We start from the raw sequence: 17,341 nt of genomic DNA on the forward strand, positions 1-17,341 counted from the left end.
CACTATGAAAGGGTTCACAGGATGATCAAATCCAAGTATGCCCTCCGGACGTCCATTCTGGCTGGAGCTGGCATCATCGCCGTCATGCTCTCCGGCTGTGCCTCCGGTGGCAGCACTACTACTTCGACCTCCTCCGCTTCCTCGACCGCTTCGGCGACGTCGGCGGACTGCGCGAGCGACGCGACAACCGCCGACAACCTCGTCGTCGGTACGATCCTCCCCGTCACGGGCAGCCTCGCGTACCTCAACCCGCCGGAGCAGGCGGGCGTCGGCCTGGCCGTCTCCGACATCAACGCTGCTGGCGGAGTCGACGGCAAGCAGGCGTGCGTGCTCGCCGCCGACTCGGGTGACTCGACCGACCTCAGCGTCTCGACCGCCAGTGCCCAGAAGCTGATCGCCGCGAAGGTCTCGGTCGCCATCGGCGCCGCCTCCTCGAGCGTCTCGCTGAACGTCGTCGACTCGTTCGCCTCGGCGAACATCACCGAGATCTCCCCGGCGAACACGTCGGCGAAGCTCAGCGGCTACGGTCCGTTCTACTACCGCACCGCTCCGCCGGACTCGGTACAGGGCTCGGCTCTCGGTTCGCTCATCACGGGTGACGGCAACTCGAAGATCGCCTTCCTCGTCTTCAACGACTCCTACGGAACCGGTCTCCGCGACTTCACCCAGGCCTCCATCGAGGCCTCCGGTGGATCCGTCGTCTATGGTGCCAAGGGTGCCGGCCAGGAGTTCCCTCCCGGCCAGACCACGTTCTCGGCTGAGGTGACCGCGGCTCTCGCCGCCAAGCCCGACGCGATCGTCATCCTCGCCTTCGACGAGACCAAGTCGATCATCCCCGAGCTCGTCGCCCAGGGCTGGACGATGCCGAAGACCTATCTGTCAGACGGAAACACCGCCGACTACAGCAAGGACTTCCAGGCCGGAACCCTCGAGGGTGCCCAGGGCACGATCCCGGGCGCCAACGCCAACGACGAGTTCAAGGCGTCGCTGGTCAGCTGGTACAAGGGTGCAGAGAATGCAGACCTCAAGGACTTCTCCTACGCTCCTGAGGCCTACGACGCGACCACCCTCACCGCTCTCGCAGCGCTGAAGGCCAAGTCGAACGTCTCCGCCGACCTGAACAAGGAACTGGCAGCGGTCTCCGGTGCGAACGGTGGCACCAAGTGCGCCTCGTACAAGGAGTGCGCGCCGCTGGTCTCCGCCGGAACCGACATCCAGTACACCGGACAGTCGGGCATCGGCCCGTTCAACGAGAAGAACGAGCCCTCCAGCGCGTTCATCGGCATCTACAAGTACAACGCTGACAACACCTACACGTTCCAGTCGGCCATCGAGGGACAGACCTCCTACTAAGTAGTTCTGACCTTCCCCCAGAAGCCCCCCGCCCGGTTCGCCGGTCGGGGGGCTTCTTCGTGCCCCCAGGGGCGACGCAGAAGCCCCGCCACCGGATGACCGGGGCGGGGCCTTCTTAGTCCCTCATCGCTACCTGATGCGTGCCGCACTGGGAGCGAGACGCTCGTTCAGAGCGCCTCGCTGTGCTCACCTTCGACGTCTTTGGCGAGGGTGCCGAGGTAGAGCTCGATGACCTTGGGGTCGTCGGCCAGCTCGCGGCCGGTGCCGGTGTAGGCGTTGCGGCCCTGGTCGAGCACGTAGCCGCGGTCGCAGATCTGCAGGCAGCGGCGTGCGTTCTGCTCGACCATGATGATCGACACGCCCGTCTTGTTGATGCGGCGGGTGCGGATGAACGTCTCGTCCTGGCGCACGGGGGAGAGGCCCGCGGAGGGCTCGTCGAGCAGGAGCACCGACGGGTCCATCATCAGGGCGCGGGCCATGGCGACGGACTGGCGCTCACCGCCGGAGAGCGAACCGGCGCGCTGCTGGCGACGGTCGGCGAGCACCGGGAAGAGGTCGAAGATCGCCTCGAGGCGCTCCTTGAGCATCTTCGGGCGAAGGAACAGGCCCATCTGCAGGTTCTCCTCGATGGTGAGCGAGGGGAAGACGTTGTTGGTCTGCGGGACGAAGCCGACACCGGCCTGTACGAGCTTGTTGGCCTTCAGCCCGGTGATGTCCTCGCCCTTGAGCGTGACGGAGCCGGAGCGCACGTTGACGAGCCCGAAGAGGGCCTTCAGCAGCGTGGACTTGCCGGCACCGTTCGGGCCGATGATGCCGATCAGCTCGCCGGGGTACACGTCGAGGTTGCAGCCGTTCAGGATATTGATCCCGGGCAGGTAGCCGGCGACGAGGTTCGTCGCCTGCATCACCGGCACTCGGGTTTCGGTCGTTTCGGCCATGATCAGGCTTTGCCCTCCGCGTTCTCTTCGGCAGTGACTTCGGCCGCCAGTTCTTCGGCCACCTCGTCGGTCAGGAGCGAGTCGTCGCCGAGGTCTGTGTTGTGGTGCGCGCCGAGGTAGGCGTCGATGACCGCGGGGTCGTCCATCACGGTGGCTGCAGGTCCTTCTGCGACGACGCGGCCCTCGGCCATGACGATGACCCAGTCGGAGATGTGTCGCACCATGTGCATGTCGTGCTCGACGAAGAGCACGGTCATCCCATCGTCCCTGAGGGCCTGGATGTGGCCGAGCAGCGACTGGGTGAGTGCGGGGTTGACCCCGGCCATCGGCTCGTCGAGCATGATCATGACGGGGTCGCTCATCAGGGCGCGGGCCATCTCGAGCAGCTTCTTCTGGCCGCCCGACAGGCTGCCGGCCATGTCGTCCTTCTTCTCGAGCAGCTTGAAGCGTGCGAGGAGTTCTTCAGCCTTGACCGTGATCTCAGCTTCGCGCTTGGCCCAGAGGGGTTTGATCATCGAGACGAAGAGGTTCTCGCCCGGCTGATCCTTCGCCCCCAGGCGCATGTTCTCGAGCACGGTGAGCTTCGAGAGTGCCTTGGTGAGCTGGAAGGTGCGCACCATGCCCTGCTTGGCCACCTTGGTCGCGCCGATGTTGCCGACCTCGTTGCCGTTGAACGACGACTTCGCCGCTTCGCCGGCTTTGGGGCCACCGATGAGCTTCGGTGCGGAACTGGGCTTGTCGAATCCGGTGATCAGGTTGAAGAACGTGGTCTTGCCTGCACCGTTCGGACCAATCAGGGCGGTGATGATGCCGCGCTGGACCTCGAGGTGCTGAACGTCCACTGCGGTCATGCCGCCGAAGCGGCGCGTGACGTGATCGACCGTCAGGATCGCGTCGGGCTTTGCCACCCCGGGCTCGTGGGGCACGTCGACGACACTCGCCTTCGCTGCCGCGCCCGCCGCCGTGATGGTGGATGTGGTGGTGGGGACGTCACTTGACATCGAAGCTCAGCTCCTTCTTGTTGCCGAGAATACCTTGCGGTCTGAAGATCACGACGAGCATCAGCGTGATGCCGATGACGATCCAGGCGAACTGTTCCGTCTGCTGGCCGTTCATGATGGTGCCGGGCACGAACTGTCCCGCCAGCCCCTGCACCAGCAGGCGCAGCGCGAAGAACACGATTGCGCCGAGCACCGGGCCGAACACGGTCGCTGCGCCGCCGAGCAGCAGGGCGGTGAAGATGAAGTACGTCATCGATCGGCCCATGCTGTCAGCCTGGAGCGACGCCGGCAGGATGTAGACGATTCCGGCGATGGCGCCGATGACCCCGCCGAGGATGAGGGCCTGCATCTTGTAGCTGTAGACGTTCTTGCCGAGCGCGCGCACGGCGTCCTCGTCTTCGCGGATGCCGCGGAGCACGCGGCCCCAGGGGCTCCGCATGATCGCCCAGACGAAGAGGCACAGCAGTGCGACGACGAACCAGGCCGTGGCGATGAACCACCAGCCGTTCGAGCCGGTCGCGTCGTAGTTCCACGGGCCGAAGTCGACGCGGCCGTCACCGAAGAACGACAGATCGGTGAAGGGGCCCCGGTATTCGTTGCCGGTGATTCCGTTCGAGCCGCCGGTGATGTTCGTGAGAAGGGAGGACCGCCCGACCATCCGCACGATCTCCGCTGCGCTCAGCGTGACGATCGCCAGGTAGTCCCCGCGGAGCTTCAGGGTGGGGATGCCGAGGATCAGCGCGAAGATCACGGCAGCGACGAGGGCGATGAGGAAGGCGAGGATGATCGGCAGGCCACCGATGATCGAGATCGCGAAGGCGTATGCCCCGATCAGCATGAACCCGGCCTGGCCGAAGTTCAGCAGTCCCGTGTAGCCGAAGTGGATGTTCAGGCCGATGGCTGCGATCGCGAGTGCCGCGGTCTGGGGCGAGATCGCCGAGTTGAGGATGGCGACCAGAGTGGTGAGGAATTGATCCATGAGTGCAGCCCTTCTAACCGATGCGCTCTCGGCGCCCGAAGATTCCCTGTGGTCTGACCAGCAGCACGAGGATCAGGATGACGAGTGCCGTGGCGTACTTGAAGTCGCCCGGCAGAACGAGGTTCGTGAGCTCCACGACGAGACCGATGATCATGGCGCCGGCGAGAGCGCCGAATGCTGTGCCGAGGCCACCGAGGGTGATCGCGGCGAACATGAGCAGCAGCAGCTGCAGACCGGTCTGCCAGTTGACGCCGTTCAGCACCAGGCCGAGCAGCACACCGGAGAGGCCGGCGAGGGCCGTAGCGCTCGTCCAGACGAGACGGATGATGCGGTCGACGTCGATGCCCGATGCCGCCGCGAGCGAAGGGTTGTCGGAGACGGCGCGTGTTGCCCGGCCGATGCGGGTCTTGACCAGCACGAAGCCGACCAGTGCGATCACGACGATGGCGATGCCCATCGAGACGAGCGACTGCTGGGAAAGGGCGACAGGGCCGAGCTGGACCGTCACGGGGTTGGCCATGTCGATTCGGACGGTGGATGCCCCCAGGAAGTACTGGAACGCGTACTGCAGTGCGATCGAGAGCCCGATGGTCACGATCATCAACTGGGTCGTGCCGAGCCCCCGCCTCCGCAGCGGTTTCCAGATCGCCGCGTCCTGGAAGTACCCCGTCGCCGCACAGATGACGACCGAGATGACCGCGGCGAGGATCAGGTTCAGCCCGAGCACGTTCGCGAAGAGATAGGCGAGCAGACCGCCGAGGGTGACCTGCTCACCGTGCGCGAAGTTGGAGAGCCCGGTGGTACCGAAGATGAGCGAGAGTCCGACGGCCGCGAGGGCCAGCAGCAGGCCGAGCCGGATGCCCGAGACGAGCTGCTGCAGGAAGCGCTCGAACGAGACCCCCGTGCCGGCATCCGTGGTGGGCGTCTGCGTGGTCGTTCCGTCGTCGGCCGTGGTGCCCCCGACGATCTTGAAGACGAAGCCGACGTTCTTGTTCAGTGCGCCGTTGACGGTGGCCGGGTTCTTGGCGGCCGAGTCGAGCACCGCGCCATCCGGGATCGACGACGTGTCGAGGTTGATCGTGTAGGGCCCGGCGACAGTGATCGCCTGGCTCCACTTGCCGTCCGAACCGGTGGTGGCGACGGTGTCGAGGTCGCCGCCCTTGATCTCCAGCTTGATGCCGACGGCAGGATCTCCGCTCGGCAGTTTGATGGTTCCCTGCAGGCAGCCGGTGGTCGCGTTCGCGGCACAGGCCGCGGCCGGAGTGGGAGTCGGGGTCGTAGCGGCGAGAGCGGGAGTGGCGCCGAGGCCCACGAGCAGCAGCACAGCGGTGATCGCCATCATGATCATCGCAGCGAGTCGCCAGACCCTCACGCGGCCCTCGGGCCTTTTCGGCACGGTCAGTGTCGTCAAGTTTCAATTCCTCCAGGACGAGCGCGCATCTTTGGACGCTGCGAGCGAGTTGCAAGTGAGCTTACGTTATACACGCTTTGTGTCATGCGTGTTTCGGGTGCGTGCGGAATAGGCGCGCTCTTCGGCTCGTTAGAATCAGGACAAGAGAAGAGATGTACAAAAACGTGGGAGAAGAACAGTAATGGAACAGAACGACCCGTTCGGATTCATCGGCCTGACCTACGACGACGTGATGCTGCTGCCCGGTCACACCGACGTGATCCCGAGCGAGGCCGACACCACGTCCCGCCTCACGAAGCGCATCTCCCTCGCTGCCCCCCTCCTCTCGTCGGCGATGGACACCGTCACCGAGTCCCGCATGGCGATCGCGATGGCGCGCCAGGGCGGCTTCGGCGTCATCCACCGCAACCTCTCGATCGAAGACCAGGCGTCGAACGTCGACCAGGTCAAGCGCAGTGAGTCGGGCATGATCACGAACCCCGTCACGACCTCACCCGACGCGACCGTGGCCGAGGCCGACCTGATCTGCGGCCAGTTCCGGGTCTCCGGACTTCCGGTGGTGGATGCTGCGGGCATCCTCGTCGGCATCATCACCAATCGCGACATGCGTTTCGTCGCGGCCTGGGAGAAGAGCACCACCCTGGTGCGCGACGTGATGACGAAGGCACCCCTCATCACGGCACCGGTGGGCATCGATCCCGACGGCGCGATCGCGATCTTCGCGCAGCACAAGATCGAGAAGCTTCCGCTGGTGGATGCCGCGGGTCGCCTGCGCGGTCTCATCACGGTCAAGGACTTCGACAAGAGTGAGAAGTACCCGAACGCCACGAAGGACGAATCCGGTCGGCTCCGCGTCGGTGCGGCGATCGGCTTCTTCGGGGACGCCTGGGAGCGCGCGATGACGCTGGTGGATGCCGGGGTCGACGTTCTGGTGGTCGACACCGCCAACGGCGACAGCGCCGGTGTGCTCGAGATCGTCAAGCGGCTGAAGAGCGACCCCGCTGCATCCGGGGTCGACATCATCGGCGGCAACGTCGCCACCCGCTCGGGTGCGCAGGCGCTCATCGATGCGGGCGTCGACGCGATCAAGGTGGGAGTGGGCCCCGGATCCATCTGCACCACCCGCGTGGTCGCAGGAGTCGGCGTGCCCCAGGTGACTGCCGTCTACGAAGCATCGCTCGCAGCGCGGGAGACCGGTGTTCCGGTGATCGCGGATGGGGGCCTGCAGTACTCGGGCGACATCGCCAAGGCCCTCGTGGCCGGCGCCGACACCGTGATGCTCGGCTCGCTGCTGGCCGGTTGCGACGAGAGCCCCGGCGACCTGGTGTTCGTCAACGGCAAGCAGTTCAAGAGCTACCGCGGCATGGGTTCGCTCGGGGCTCTGCAGACGCGTGGCGAGAAGACCTCGTACTCGAAGGACCGCTACTTCCAGGCGGATGTGCCGAGCGACGACAAGCTGATCCCCGAGGGCATCGAGGGCCAGGTGCCGTACCGCGGCGCGCTGTCGAACGTGGCGTACCAGCTGCTCGGCGGGCTCCGCCAGTCGATGTTCTACGTGGGTGCGCGGTCGGTCGAGGAGCTGAAGGCCCGCGGCAAGTTCGTGCGCATCACGGCCGCAGGCCTCAAGGAATCGCACCCGCACGACATCCAGATGGTGGTCGAGGCCCCCAACTATCGGCGCTGATGAGGGTCTACCGAGCTGACCGGTAGGCTTGGCGGGTGAGTATGGAAAGAGAAATCGGCCGGTCCAAGCGAGGCCGCAGGGTCTACGCGTTCGATGACATCGCGGTCGTCCCCTCGAGGCGCACCCGCGACCCGAAGGACGTGTCGACCACGTGGAGCATCGACGCCTACCAGTTCGACATCCCCGTGCTCGCGGCCCCGATGGACTCCGTCGTGTCGCCCTCCACCGCCATCGCGATGGGCCGCCTCGGCGGCCTCGGCGTGCTCGACCTCGAGGGCCTGTGGACGCGGTACGAGAACCCTGAGCCGCTGCTAGCCGAGATCCAGGGCCTGCCTGAGGGTGCGTCGACCGTGCGCATGCAGCAGATCTACGCAGAACCGGTCAAGCCCGAGCTGGTGACCGCCCGCCTGGCGGAGATCCGGGCATCCGGTGTCACCGTCGCGGGTTCGCTCTCACCGCAGCGCACCCAGGAACTGTACGAGACCGTCGTCGCGGCCGGTGTGGACCTGTTCTTCATCCGGGGCACCACCGTGTCGGCCGAGCACGTCTCGAAGACGGTCCAGCCTCTGAACCTCAAGAAGTTCATCTACGAGCTCGACGTGCCGGTCATCGTCGGAGGCGCGGCCACGTACACCGCGGCGCTCCACCTCATGCGAACGGGCGCGGCCGGTGTGCTCGTCGGGTTCGGTGGGGGAGCAGCCTCCACGACGCGGGCGACCCTGGGCATCCACGCACCGATGGCGACGGCCGTGGCGGATGTCGCGGGAGCACGCCGCGACTACCTCGACGAATCCGGCGGGCGGTACGTGCACGTCATCGCCGACGGCGGCCTCGGCACGTCCGGTGACATCGTCAAGGCCATCTCGGTCGGAGCCGACGCCGTCATGCTCGGCACCGCTCTCGCCCGCGCCACGGATGCGCCGGGTGGCGGCTACCACTGGGGCCCCGAGGCGCACCACGACCAGCTGCCGCGCGGCAACCGCGTGCACGTCGGAGCCGTCGCGCCGCTCGAGCAGATCCTGTTCGGGCCGTCGCCGGTCGCCGACGGAACCGCCAACCTGATGGGTGCGCTCCGGCGTTCGATGGCCACCACCGGCTATTCCGACCTGAAGGAGTTCCAGCGCATCGAGGTCGTCGTGGCCCCGTACGCAGCGCGCTGAACGACCGTCGTCGCGGGTGCCGGTCGCCCGGCCGCGGGTAGACTTGAAGCTCGATGAACCAGCACACCAGAGAGGCCAGTCATGGTTGATGTACGACGGGTCAAGCTCCCGGGTGTCGGCGTGCTGCACACATTCATCACCGACGATGGCGGCAAGGTGGGTGTCATCGCGCACCGCTCCGGCCACAGCGACCTGATCACGTTCGCCGACGAAGAAGACGGCGCGGAGTCGAACAAGGTGTCGCTCCGCCTCAGCGAGGACGAGGCGCACACCCTCGCCGAACTGCTCGGCGGTACGCAGATCACCGAGTCCCTGACCCAGCTCGACCAGATCCCCGGACTCTCGATCGACTGGTTCACGGTCGACTACGAAGACCATATCGCCGGCCAGGAGCTCGGCGACCCCGCCGACCGCGGCGTGGTGGGCGTGACGGTCGTGGCCGTCGTGCGGAACGGCTCGGCGAACCCTGCACCGGCGAGCGACTTCCGGGTCTTCCCGGGCGACACCCTCGTTGTGGCGGGCACGCCGGAGAAGGTCGCGAAGGTGTTCACCTTCTTCCGGAGCGGCCAGTACAAGGCCAAGACCGCCGTCGACGCGCCGCCCGGGGGCTAGGTCATGCAGCTCGTTCTCGCAGCCACCGGGGGCGACACCACCCACCTCGGCGGTGACCTGCTGGTTCTCGGCATCCTCTTCGTCATCGCCTATGTGCTCGGCCGCCTCGGCAAGGCCGTCGGACTGCCGGCCATCCCGATCTACATGGTGGTCGGGCTTCTGGCGAGCCCGAACTTCCACCTGTTCCCGCTGAACTTCATCAATTCGGACTACATCGCCCTCATCGCGGTGTTCGGCCTCGTGCTGCTGCTCTTCAACCTGGGGCTGGAGTTCGACCAGGACGAATTCTTCGGCAACGCGGGCAAGCTGATCGTCTCCGGCGGATCGTACATCGCCATCAACATGATCGCCGGGTTCGCGTTCGGCTTCCTTGTCGGCTGGGGCACGCGCGAGGCGCTGGTGATCGCGGGGATCACCGCGACATCCTCGAGCGCCATCGTCACGAAGCTGCTGATCGAACTGAACCGCCTCGCGAACCCCGAGACGCCCATGATCCTCGGCGTGACCGTGGTCGAGGACATCTTCATCGCGATCTACCTGGCCATCGTCTCGGTCGTGCTGAGCGGCGAGACGGCCGTCTGGCCGGTGATCGCGAAACTCGGCATCTCGTTCCTGTTCCTCGTGGTCATGTTCACGGTCGCGAGGTTCGGCGGCAAGTGGGTGTCGAAACTCTTCCGCACGAAAGACGACGAACTGTTCACCGTGCTGTTCTTCGGCCTGGCGATCGGTTTCGGCGGCATCGGTGAGCTGCTCGGCGTGACCGATGCGATCGGCGCGTTCCTGATCGGGCTGGTGCTCGGGGCGACGCGGTACCGCAACAAGATCGAGCACATCGCGATCCCGCTCCGCGACGTGTTCGGGGCATTCTTCTTCCTGAACTTCGGGCTGGGGTTGAACCCTGCGCAGTTCCCCGAAGTGATCTGGCCGGTGCTCGGCGCCGTCGTGATGACCATGGTGCTGAACATCGTCGCGGGGCAGCTGGTCGCACGATTGAACGGTCTGGGGGTGCAGGCGGGCATCAACACCACGGTCATCCTTCAGAACCGCGGTGAGTTCGCGCTCATCCTGGCCACGCTTGCGCTCGCTGCGGGTCTGGATGACCGGCTGCAGGCCTTCGCAGGACTCTACGTGCTCGTGATGGCCGTGGCGGGGCCGATCCTGGCCGCGAACTCGGAGAAGATCGGTGCGCGCCTGCTGCGGTCGTCTCGCGCACGGAAGGCGGCGGAAGCTGCGGCGGCGAAACGGGTCAGGCGGGAGCGTGACCCGATGCTGCTCGAGGGCATCGCGCTGGTCGAGGCCGCGACGGCGCCCGGTGCGGCGGATGCTCCTGCGGACACGCCGCCCGTCAACACGCAGGCCATCAGCACGCAGGCCGTCAGCACGCAGGCCGGCCGGGCGGCCGGAGCCGCACCCGGCGAGAACCCAGCGACCGCAGAGTATGTTGATCGCATCGCCGAACAGGCATCGGTGCAGACCGATGCCACGGGCGACAGGCAGACCGGCGCCGAACGCCAGGAAGACAGCGAGTATTGACGCGCACCAGCGAGACACCCGTCACTGACGCACCGCTGACGGTGTTCAGCGTCATGCGGCGCCCGAAATGGATCTGGGCCCTCGTGCTGGCCCTGGCCGTCGCCGCGATCTTCGCCGCCCTCGGCCAGTGGCAACTGAGCCGTGCCGTGACCTCCAACGGACCGAACCCGAACGCCACGACCGAGATCGCGAAGCCCCTCGAGGAGGCCGCGACCGCGGGTGCTCCGGTGATGGAGGCGCAGGACGGCCAGATGGTCACCGCCGACGGCGCGCTCGTGGCGCCCGACTTCACCATCATCTCGAACCGTCTCAACGGGGGAGTGCTCGGCTACTGGGTCGTCGGCCGGTTCGACCTCTCCGTCGCCCAGTCCGGCGGCTCACAGACATCCGTCGCCGTCGCGCTCGGCTGGTCGGATGACCGGTCCGAGGCCGAATCGGCCGCGCGCGCCCTGAACCAGACGACGGGCTTCCCCACCGAGCAACTCCTCGGCCGGTATGTCGGCTCTGACGGCCCCGAGATCAAGGACTCCGAGGGCAAGCTGGCCGGCGACCGGGTCATGTCCACGATGGCGATCTCCTCGTTGATCAACGTCTGGACCGACTTCCCCGACACGGCGACGGTCTACGGGGGATACATCGTGGCATCCGCTCCGGTCGAAGGTCTCACGGCCATCGACTCGCCGATCCCGCAGCGCACCACGGAGCTGAACTGGCTGAACATCTTCTACGCGATCGAATGGGTCATCTTCGCGGGCTTTGCGATCTTCTTCTGGTACCGCCTGGTGAGAGACGCCTGGGAACGCGAACAGGAAGAGGCGGAAGTAGAATCGACCCATGCCACTTGAGCCCAAACGCGCCGACTTCGGGCGCATCCGTTCGGCCCTGACGTTCTACCGGGTCTGCTCGGTCATCACGGGAACATTCCTCCTGCTGCTCTGCGCGGAGATGCTCCTGAAGTACACCCCGATCGGTGTCGAGATCGAGCTGGGCGGCCCGCAGGGTTTCCTTGCGCTGGTCCCCGACGGCAGCGTCACCGCGGTGAACCTCTCCACGATCATCCTCATCGTCCACGGCTGGTTCTACGTCGTCTACCTGTTCTCGTGCTTCCGGGTCTGGAGCCGGATGCGCTGGGGTTTCACCCGGTTCATCGTGCTGGCGCTCGGTGGCGTCATCCCGCTGCTCTCCTTCTTCCTCGAGGGGCGCATCGCGCGGGAGATCACGGCGTACCTGGCCGCTCGCGAGGCCCAGCCCGCGAACCCCGTCGCATCGACCCAACCACCCGTGGAGGCATCCCATCAGTAACCCGACCGAAACCGAGGCCGCAGTTGCCGAGGCCAGTCGTTCCCGTCCCGTGCTCGTCGTCGACTTCGGAGCTCAGTACGCACAGCTGATCGCACGGCGCGTGCGCGAGGCCAGCGTCTACTCCGAGATCGTGCCCCACAACATCACCGCCGCAGAGGTCGCCGCGAAGTCGCCGGTCGGCATCGTGCTGAGCGGAGGGCCGTCGAGCGTCTACGAAGAGGGCGCCCCGGGCCTCGACCCCGCCATCTTCGAGCTCGGCGTGCCCGTGCTCGGCATCTGCTACGGCTTCCAGGTCATGGCGCAGGCGCTCGGCGGTGAGGTCGCGCACAGCGGTCTCCGCGAGTACGGCGCGACCGACATGCAGGTGACGGGCGACGGCGGTGTGCTGCTCGACGGTCAGCCCGGCGACCAGACGGTGTGGATGAGTCACGGCGACCAGGTCTCCAAGGCACCGGAGGGCTTCACGGTCGTGGCGAGCAGTGCATCCACCCCGGTGGCCGCGTTCGCGAACGATTCCTCGCGCCTCTACGGCGTGCAGTGGCATCCGGAGGTCAAGCACACGCAGTACGGCCAGGATGTGCTCGAGAACTTCCTGCACACGGCCGCGGGCATTCCGGCCGACTGGAACAGCGGCAACGTCATCGCCGACCAGATCGCGCTCATCCGTGAGCAGGTCGGCACCGGAAAGGTGATCTGCGGGCTGTCGGGCGGGGTCGACTCTGCCGTGGCCGCGGCGCTCGTGCATGAAGCGGTCGGCGACCAGCTGACCTGCGTCTTCGTCGATCACGGGCTGCTCCGCGCCGACGAGCGCCGCCAGGTCGAGGTGGACTACGTCGCATCGACCGGCGTGCGGTTGGTGACGGTGGATGCTCAGCAGCAGTTCCTCGACGCTCTCGCCGGGGTCACCGATCCCGAGCAGAAGCGCAAGATCATCGGGCGGGAGTTCATCCGGAGCTTCGAAGGCGCCGCCGAGGCGCTCGTGCTCGAAGCCGCGGCCGACTCGTCGGGCGAGCCGGTGAAGTTCCTCGTGCAGGGCACGCTCTACCCGGATGTGGTGGAGTCGGGCGGCGGCAGCGGAACGGCGAACATCAAGAGCCACCACAACGTGGGCGGCCTGCCCGAAGACCTGCAGTTCGCGCTCGTCGAGCCGCTGCGGGCGCTGTTCAAAGACGAGGTGCGGGCGATCGGTCGCCAGCTCGGACTCCCCGAGGTCATCGTCGGCCGCCAGCCGTTCCCCGGCCCGGGTCTCGGCATCCGGATCGTCGGCGAGGTGACGTTCGAGCGACTGGAACTGCTGCGCGCAGCGGACTCCATCGTGCGGGCCGAATTGACGGCGGCGGGACTCGACGGCGAGATCTGGCAGTGCCCCGTTGTGCTTCTCGCGGATGTGCGGTCGGTCGGAGTCCAGGGCGACGGGCGCACCTACGGGCATCCGATCGTCTTGCGACCGGTGTCATCGGAAGACGCTATGACAGCCGACTGGACGCGGTTGCCGTACGACCTTCTGGCGAAGATCTCGAACCGCATCACGAACGAGGTGGCCGGGGTCAACCGGGTCGTGCTCGACGTCACGTCGAAGCCGCCGGGAACCATCGAATGGGAATGAACTAATCTCACGTCGGTGTCGGTGGTCGGGTTTAGAGTGAATCCATGAAACTCATCCGGCTCATCGGCACCTTCGTGAGGCCGCACTGGCACCTCATCGTTGGTGTCGTGGTGTTCCAGCTCGCCCAGGCGATCGCGTCGCTGTACCTTCCGACGCTCAACGCCGACATCATCGACCAGGGTGTGGCGACCGGTGACACCGGTTACATCCTCGGGATCGGTGGTGTGATGCTGGTCATCACGCTCGCGCAGGTGGTCTGCGCCATCGTGGCCGTGTACTTCGGTGCGAAACTCGCGATGCGGCTCGGCCGTGACCTCCGCCAGGCGGTCTTCACGCACGTCGGCGAGTTCTCCGAACGGGAGGTCTCCCAGTTCGGGGCGCCCTCGCTCATCACCCGCACCACGAACGACGTGCAGCAGGTGCAGATGCTCGTGCTCCTCACCTGCACGCTGCTGGTGTCGGCACCGATCCTCGCCGTCGGCGGCGTCGTGATGGCGCTGTCGCTCGACGTGCCCCTGTCGGGCATCATCGGCGTCGCAGTGCCCGTGCTGCTGGTCGCGCTGGCACTCATCATCGTGCGTATGGTGCCGCTGTTCCGCCTGATGCAGCAGCGCATCGACCGGGTCAACGGGGTTCTGCGCGAGCAGTTGACGGGCATCCGTGTCGTGCGGGCGTTCGTGCGCGAGCGCGTCGAGACGTCCCGGTTCGAAGCGGCCAACCGCGATGTCACCGACACTGCGCTGCGGGCGGGTCGGCTGTTCGCCCTGATGTTCCCCCTCGTGCTCCTCGTGATGAACGTGTCGAGTGTGGCGGTGCTCTGGTTCGGGGCGTTCCGGATCGACGACGGGTCGATGCAGATCGGCACGCTGACGGCGTTCCTGACGTACCTCGTGCAGATCCTGATGGCGGTGATGATGGCGACGTTCATGGCGATCCTCATCCCCCGGGCATCCGTCTGCGCCGACCGCATCACTGAGGTGCTTTCGACGCCATCGTCGGTCGTCGTGCCGTCGTCGCCTGTGCTGTCGGTGAGCGAGCACGGCCTGGTTGAGCTCGACGATGTGAGCTTCGCGTATCCGAAGGCTGCGAGTCCGGTGCTCTGCAACCTCACGTTCGTCGCGTCGCCCGGCCAGACCACGGCCATCATCGGCAGCACGGGGTCGGGCAAGACCACGCTCGTGAACCTGCTGCCGCGCCTCTTCGACGCGACCTCCGGGTCGGTGCGTGTCGACGGCGTGGATGTGCGTGAGCTCGACCCCGACCTGCTCTGGGGGCGCATCGGGCTTGTCCCGCAGAAGCCCTACCTCTTCTCGGGCACGGTCGCGTCGAACCTCCGCTACGGCAGGCCCGACGCGACGGACGAGCAGCTCTGGGCAGCCCTTGAGACCGCGCAGGCCCGCGGCTTCGTGTCGGAACTGGAACTCGGGCTCGAGTCTCCGATCGCACAGGGCGGCACGAACGTCTCCGGCGGCCAGCGGCAGCGTCTCGCGATCGCGCGGGCGCTGGTGAAGAAGCCCGAGATCTACGTGTTCGACGACTCGTTCTCCGCACTCGACCTGGCGACCGACGCCCGGCTGCGCGCCGCGCTCCGGCGAGACGTGCGAGGTGCCACGATGATCATCGTCGCCCAGCGGGTGTCGACGATCATCGATGCAGACCAGATCCTCGTGCTCGAAGACGGGTCCATCGTCGGCCGAGGCACCCACGAGGAGTTGCTCGAGACGTCGGAGACGTACCGCGAGATCGTCGAGTCGCAGCTGACGGCGGAGGAGGCGGCATGAGCGACACAGAGAAGACCCCGCGCCCGCCTGTGCGTCGCGGGCCGGGTGGGGGCGGCCCGTTCGGCGGTGCGGGGATGCCTGCCGAGAAGTCCAAGGCATTCGGACCGTCCGCCAAGCGGCTGGTCGGCAGGCTCCGGCCCGAACGGATGCTCATCGCCGTGGTCGCACTGCTGGCCATCGTCAGCGTGACGCTGTCTGTGCTCGGCCCGAAGATGCTCGGAACGGCGACGAACCTCATCTTCGCAGGCATCCTCTCGAAGCAGGTTCCGGCCGGTGAGACGCAGGCGCAGGTCATCGAGGGGCTCCGGGCATCCGGCAACAACGCCCAGGCCGACCTGCTCGGCGGGGTGACGCTGACCCCCGGGTCGGGAATCGACTTCGGGCAGCTCGGCAGCGTGCTGCTCATGGTGCTGGCGATCTACGTCTTCTCCTCGGTGTTCAGCTGGGGCCAGTCCTACCTGCTCAACGGTGTCGTGCAGCGAACGGTGTTCCGGCTGCGTGCCGACGTCGAAGACAAGATCAACCGGCTGCCGCTCGGTTACTTCGACCGGATGCCGCGGGGTGAGCTGCTCAGCCGGGTGACGAACGACATCGACAACGTCTCGCAGAGCCTCCAGCAGTCGCTCTCGCAGATCATGACGTCGCTCCTCACCGTCATCGGCGTCATCGTCATGATGTTCGTGATCTCGCCGCTGCTGGCCCTCATCGCGCTGGTCACGATCCCGCTCACCCTGCTGATCACGGCGGTCGTGGCCAAGCGCTCGCAGAAGCTGTTCGTGGCGCAGTGGAAGCACACCGGAACGCTGAACGCCCGCATCGAGGAGAGCTACAGCGGCCACGCTCTGGTGAAGGTGTTCGGTCGGCACCGCGAGATCAACGAGGTCTTCCGGCAGAAGAACGAAGAGCTCTACAAAGCGAGCTTCGGCGCCCAGTTCGTGTCGGGCATCATCATGCCCGCGATGATGTTCGTCGGCAACCTCGTCTACGTCGCGATCGCGGTGGTCGGCGGGCTGATGGTGGCGAGCGGGTCGCTCAGTCTCGGGGATGTGCAGGCGTTCATCCAGTACGCCCGGCAGTTCACGCAGCCGCTGACCCAGCTCGGGTCGATGGCGAACGTGCTGCAGTCGGGGGTCGCCTCTGCCGAGCGTGTCTTCGAACTGCTCGACGCCGACGACCAGACACCCGATCCGGTGCCCGCGGCCACGCCGCCCGCGTCGGCGGGATCGGCCGGGCGGCTGGTGTTCGACGACGTGTCGTTCCGCTACCTGCCCGACGTTCCCCTGATCGACAACCTGTCGCTCACAGCCCTGCCCGGCCAGACGGTGGCGATCGTCGGGCCGACCGGTGCCGGCAAGACCACGCTGGTCAACCTGATCATGCGGTTCTACGAGCTCGATTCCGGGCGGATCACGCTCGACGGCACAGACATCGCGGCGATGACCCGCGACGATTTGCGGAGCCGCACGGGCATGGTGCTGCAGGACACGTGGCTGTTCGGCGGCACGATCCGCGACAACATCGCCTACGGACGGCCGGAGGCCACGGAGGAGGAGATCCTCGCCGCGGCGCAGGCCACCTACGTCGACCGCTTCGTGCACTCGCTGCCCGACGGCTACGACACGGTGCTGAACGACGAGGCCGACAACGTGAGCGCGGGGGAGAAGCAGCTGATCACGATCGCGCGGGCGTTCCTCGCGGCACCGTCGGTGCTGATCCTGGACGAGGCGACCTCGTCGGTCGACACGCGCACCGAGGTGCTGGTGCAGCGCGCGATGTCGGCGCTGAGGGCGGAGCGCACGAGCTTCGTGATCGCGCACCGGCTGTCGACCATCCGCGATGCCGACCTGATCCTGGTGATGGAGTCGGGGCGCATAGTGCAGCAGGGCACGCACGACACGCTGCTGGCTGCGGGCGGCGCCTACGCGAACCTCTACAACGCGCAGTTCGCGGGGGCGACCGCCGCGGAGTGACAGGCGCGGCC

At 66.7% G+C, this 17,341-nt stretch carries 14 protein-coding genes; 10 read left to right on the forward strand and 4 right to left on the reverse strand.

Features of this window, described 5'->3' with window-relative positions:
• The first annotated feature begins 21 nt into the window (after nucleotides 1-21).
• Nucleotides 22-1,353: an ABC transporter substrate-binding protein gene (locus FB464_RS01455; RefSeq protein WP_116415440.1), complete on the forward strand. Its 1,332-nt coding sequence runs from the start codon at nucleotides 22-24 to the stop codon at nucleotides 1,351-1,353.
• Nucleotides 1,354-1,520: 167 nt separating this feature from the next.
• Here the strand turns inward: FB464_RS01455 and FB464_RS01460 are convergent, their stop codons facing one another.
• Genes FB464_RS01460 through FB464_RS01475 form a run of 4 tightly spaced genes read right to left on the reverse strand, consistent with a single transcriptional unit; the run spans nucleotide 1,521 to nucleotide 5,619 of the window.
• Entirely contained in the window at nucleotides 1,521-2,291 is a 771-nt protein-coding gene (locus tag FB464_RS01460; protein WP_116415439.1) for an ABC transporter ATP-binding protein, read from the reverse strand.
• Between the two features lie 2 nt (nucleotides 2,292-2,293).
• Complete coding sequence (locus FB464_RS01465) at nucleotides 2,294-3,292, reverse strand: ABC transporter ATP-binding protein (RefSeq protein WP_116415438.1); 999 nt, start codon at nucleotides 3,290-3,292, stop codon at nucleotides 2,294-2,296.
• Nucleotides 3,282-4,271 (reverse strand): branched-chain amino acid ABC transporter permease, encoded by a 990-nt coding sequence (locus FB464_RS01470; protein WP_116415437.1) that lies wholly within the window; start codon nucleotides 4,269-4,271, stop codon nucleotides 3,282-3,284. The genes FB464_RS01465 and FB464_RS01470 overlap by 11 nt, the downstream gene beginning before the upstream one ends.
• 13 nt (nucleotides 4,272-4,284) lie before the next feature.
• Nucleotides 4,285-5,619 carry a branched-chain amino acid ABC transporter permease gene (locus FB464_RS01475; RefSeq protein WP_116416665.1) on the reverse strand — a complete coding sequence of 445 codons (1,335 nt, stop codon included), beginning with the start codon at nucleotides 5,617-5,619 and terminating at the stop codon, nucleotides 4,285-4,287.
• Nucleotides 5,620-5,863: 244 nt separating this feature from the next.
• Between FB464_RS01475 and guaB the strand changes: the two genes are divergently transcribed.
• From guaB to FB464_RS01520, 9 genes are all read left to right on the forward strand, one after another.
• Complete coding sequence (gene guaB, locus FB464_RS01480) at nucleotides 5,864-7,366, forward strand: IMP dehydrogenase (protein WP_116415436.1); 1,503 nt, start codon at nucleotides 5,864-5,866, stop codon at nucleotides 7,364-7,366.
• A 41-nt stretch (nucleotides 7,367-7,407) separates the two neighbouring features.
• A complete protein-coding gene (locus FB464_RS01485) occupies nucleotides 7,408-8,526 on the forward strand; it encodes a GuaB3 family IMP dehydrogenase-related protein (protein WP_116415435.1) in 1,119 nt (372 codons plus the stop codon).
• An 81-nt stretch (nucleotides 8,527-8,607) separates the two neighbouring features.
• Nucleotides 8,608-9,138: a cation:proton antiporter regulatory subunit gene (locus tag FB464_RS01490; RefSeq protein WP_116415434.1), complete on the forward strand. Its 531-nt coding sequence runs from the start codon at nucleotides 8,608-8,610 to the stop codon at nucleotides 9,136-9,138.
• A gap of 3 nt (nucleotides 9,139-9,141) precedes the next feature.
• A complete protein-coding gene (locus FB464_RS01495) occupies nucleotides 9,142-10,671 on the forward strand; it encodes a cation:proton antiporter (protein ID WP_116415433.1) in 1,530 nt (509 codons plus the stop codon).
• Complete coding sequence (locus FB464_RS01500; RefSeq protein ID WP_116415432.1) at nucleotides 10,668-11,516, forward strand: SURF1 family cytochrome oxidase biogenesis protein; 849 nt, start codon at nucleotides 10,668-10,670, stop codon at nucleotides 11,514-11,516. The genes FB464_RS01495 and FB464_RS01500 overlap by 4 nt, the downstream gene beginning before the upstream one ends.
• Nucleotides 11,506-11,973 carry a DUF3817 domain-containing protein gene (locus FB464_RS01505; RefSeq protein ID WP_116415431.1) on the forward strand — a complete coding sequence of 156 codons (468 nt, stop codon included), beginning with the start codon at nucleotides 11,506-11,508 and terminating at the stop codon, nucleotides 11,971-11,973. Before FB464_RS01500 ends, FB464_RS01505 begins: the two co-directional genes overlap by 11 nt.
• Nucleotides 11,966-13,579: a glutamine-hydrolyzing GMP synthase gene (guaA, locus tag FB464_RS01510; RefSeq protein WP_116416664.1), complete on the forward strand. Its 1,614-nt coding sequence runs from the start codon at nucleotides 11,966-11,968 to the stop codon at nucleotides 13,577-13,579. The genes FB464_RS01505 and guaA overlap by 8 nt, the downstream gene beginning before the upstream one ends.
• A gap of 44 nt (nucleotides 13,580-13,623) precedes the next feature.
• Nucleotides 13,624-15,360 (forward strand): ABC transporter ATP-binding protein, encoded by a 1,737-nt coding sequence (locus FB464_RS01515; RefSeq protein WP_116415430.1) that lies wholly within the window; start codon nucleotides 13,624-13,626, stop codon nucleotides 15,358-15,360.
• Nucleotides 15,357-17,330, forward strand: a complete 1,974-nt coding sequence (locus FB464_RS01520) for an ABC transporter ATP-binding protein (RefSeq protein ID WP_116415429.1) — start codon at nucleotides 15,357-15,359, stop codon at nucleotides 17,328-17,330. Before FB464_RS01515 ends, FB464_RS01520 begins: the two co-directional genes overlap by 4 nt.
• Nucleotides 17,331-17,341 lie beyond the last annotated feature (11 nt).

Origin of the sequence: Subtercola boreus (genome assembly GCF_006716115.1) — a bacterium.
Lineage (GTDB): Bacteria > Actinomycetota > Actinomycetes > Actinomycetales > Microbacteriaceae > Subtercola > Subtercola boreus.

What these genes read in the sequence shown, in the direction of transcription:
- FB464_RS01490 (WP_116415434.1), top strand. Translation starts at nt 8,608, where the DNA reads ATGGTTGATGTACGACGGGTCAAGCTCCCGGGTGTCGGCGTGCTGCAC.
- FB464_RS01520 (WP_116415429.1), top strand. Translation starts at nt 15,357, where the DNA reads ATGAGCGACACAGAGAAGACCCCGCGCCCGCCTGTGCGTCGCGGGCCG.
- guaB (WP_116415436.1), top strand. Translation starts at nt 5,864, where the DNA reads ATGGAACAGAACGACCCGTTCGGATTCATCGGCCTGACCTACGACGAC.
- FB464_RS01515 (WP_116415430.1), top strand. Translation starts at nt 13,624, where the DNA reads ATGAAACTCATCCGGCTCATCGGCACCTTCGTGAGGCCGCACTGGCAC.
- FB464_RS01470 (WP_116415437.1), bottom strand. Translation starts at nt 4,271, where the DNA reads ATGGATCAATTCCTCACCACTCTGGTCGCCATCCTCAACTCGGCGATC.
- FB464_RS01495 (WP_116415433.1), top strand. Translation starts at nt 9,142, where the DNA reads ATGCAGCTCGTTCTCGCAGCCACCGGGGGCGACACCACCCACCTCGGC.
- FB464_RS01465 (WP_116415438.1), bottom strand. Translation starts at nt 3,292, where the DNA reads ATGTCAAGTGACGTCCCCACCACCACATCCACCATCACGGCGGCGGGC.
- FB464_RS01455 (WP_116415440.1), top strand. Translation starts at nt 22, where the DNA reads ATGATCAAATCCAAGTATGCCCTCCGGACGTCCATTCTGGCTGGAGCT.
- FB464_RS01505 (WP_116415431.1), top strand. Translation starts at nt 11,506, where the DNA reads ATGCCACTTGAGCCCAAACGCGCCGACTTCGGGCGCATCCGTTCGGCC.
- FB464_RS01460 (WP_116415439.1), bottom strand. Translation starts at nt 2,291, where the DNA reads ATGGCCGAAACGACCGAAACCCGAGTGCCGGTGATGCAGGCGACGAAC.
- FB464_RS01475 (WP_116416665.1), bottom strand. Translation starts at nt 5,619, where the DNA reads ATGATCATGATGGCGATCACCGCTGTGCTGCTGCTCGTGGGCCTCGGC.
- FB464_RS01485 (WP_116415435.1), top strand. Translation starts at nt 7,408, where the DNA reads ATGGAAAGAGAAATCGGCCGGTCCAAGCGAGGCCGCAGGGTCTACGCG.